We start from the raw sequence: 1,872 nt of genomic DNA, 5'->3' as shown, positions 1-1,872 counted from the left end.
AACATGTTGTGGCAAGCCCTCGGCCTATTAGTACCAGTCAACTCCACCCCTCACAGGGCTTCCATCTCTGGCCTATCAACCCAGTCGTCTACTGGGAGCCTTAACCACGCAAGGTGGTGGGAGACCTCATCTTGGAACGAGCTTCCCGCTTAGATGCCTTCAGCGGTTATCCCTTCCGAACATAGCCAACCAGCCATGCACCTGGCGGTACAACTGGCACACCAGAGGTTCGTCCGTCCCGGTCCTCTCGTACTAGGGACAGCCTTCCTCAAGTCTCCTACGCGCGCGGCGGATAGGGACCGAACTGTCTCACGACGTTCTAAACCCAGCTCGCGTACCGCTTTAATGGGCGAACAGCCCAACCCTTGGGACCTACTCCAGCCCCAGGATGCGACGAGCCGACATCGAGGTGCCAAACCATGCCGTCGATATGGACTCTTGGGCAAGATCAGCCTGTTATCCCCGGGGTACCTTTTATCCGTTGAGCGACACCCCTTCCACAAGGCGGTGCCGGATCACTAGTCCCGACTTTCGTCCCTGCTCGACCCGTCAGTCTCACAGTCAAGCTCCCTTGTGCACTTACACTCAACACCTGATTGCCAACCAGGCTGAGGGAACCTTTGGGCGCCTCCGTTACTCTTTGGGAGGCAACCGCCCCAGTTAAACTACCCACCAGGCACTGTCCCTGAACCAGATCATGGCCCGAGGTTCAGACACCCAATTCGACCAGAGTGGTATTTCAACAACGACTCCACAACCACTAGCGTGACCGCTTCACAGTCTCCCACCTATCCTACACAAGCCGAACCGAGCATCAATACCAAGCTATAGTAAAGGTCCCGGGGTCTTTCCGTCCTGCCGCGCGTAACGAGCATCTTTACTCGTAGTGCAATTTCGCCGAGTCTCTGGTCGAGACAGCGCCCAAGTCGTTACGCCATTCGTGCAGGTCGGAACTTACCCGACAAGGAATTTCGCTACCTTAGGATGGTTATAGTTACCACCGCCGTTTACTGGCGCTTAAATTCTCCGCTTCGCCCCCGAAAGGACTAACAGGTCCTCTTAACGTTCCAGCACCGGGCAGGCGTCAGTCCGTATACATCGTCTTGCGACTTCGCACGGACCTGTGTTTTTAGTAAACAGTCGCTTGGGCCTGGTCTCTGCGACCGGCCGCCCCTAGCCCGCAAAGGGGCTTCAAGACAACCGGCCCTCCTTCTCCCGAAGTTACGGAGGTATTTTGCCGAGTTCCTTAACCAGAGTTCACTCGATCGCCTCGGTATTCTCTACCTGACCACCTGTGTCGGTTTGGGGTACGGGCCGCAACAGCACTCACTAGAGGCTTTTCTCGACAGCATGGGATCACTCTACTTCGCCTCAATCGGCTACGCATCACCTCTCACCCTTCACGACCCCCGGATTTACCTAGGAATCAGGCTACAGGCTTACACCACGACAACCACCGCGTGGCGGAGCTACCCTCCTGCGTCACCCCATCGCTTGCCTACTACCGAATCGGTTCCCACGCTCCCCCGAACTCAAGCCCCCGAAGGGACAACAGAGCCGGGTTCGGATGGTTAGCATCAACGACCTCAGCATGGGCGCACTGTCACGAGCACGGGAATATCAACCCGTTATCCATCGACTACGCCTGTCGGCCTCGCCTTAGGTCCCGGCTCACCCTGGGCGGAACAACCTGGCCCAGGAACCCTTGGTCATCCGGCGGCAGAGATTCTCACTCTGCATTCGCTACTCATGCCTGCATTCTCACTCGCACACCCTCCACCACTGGGTTCCCCCGCAGCTTCAACGGATGCACGACGCTCCCCTACCCAACCCAACGACTACACCCACCGGAAAAACCGGCGAGCGGATCTC

Annotated in this window: 1 rRNA gene; it reads right to left on the bottom strand. The window is 57.5% G+C overall.

Annotated elements, in window-relative coordinates:
- Positions 1-7 precede the first annotated feature (7 nt).
- A 23S ribosomal RNA gene (locus BLS43_RS30755) occupies positions 8-1,872 on the bottom strand; the annotation flags it as partial.

The sequence above is a fragment of the Pseudonocardia oroxyli genome (genome assembly GCF_900102195.1).
Lineage (GTDB): Bacteria > Actinomycetota > Actinomycetes > Mycobacteriales > Pseudonocardiaceae > Pseudonocardia > Pseudonocardia oroxyli.
Note: the sequence above shows the minus strand (reverse complement) of the source record. Positions and strands in the feature narration are given on the sequence as shown.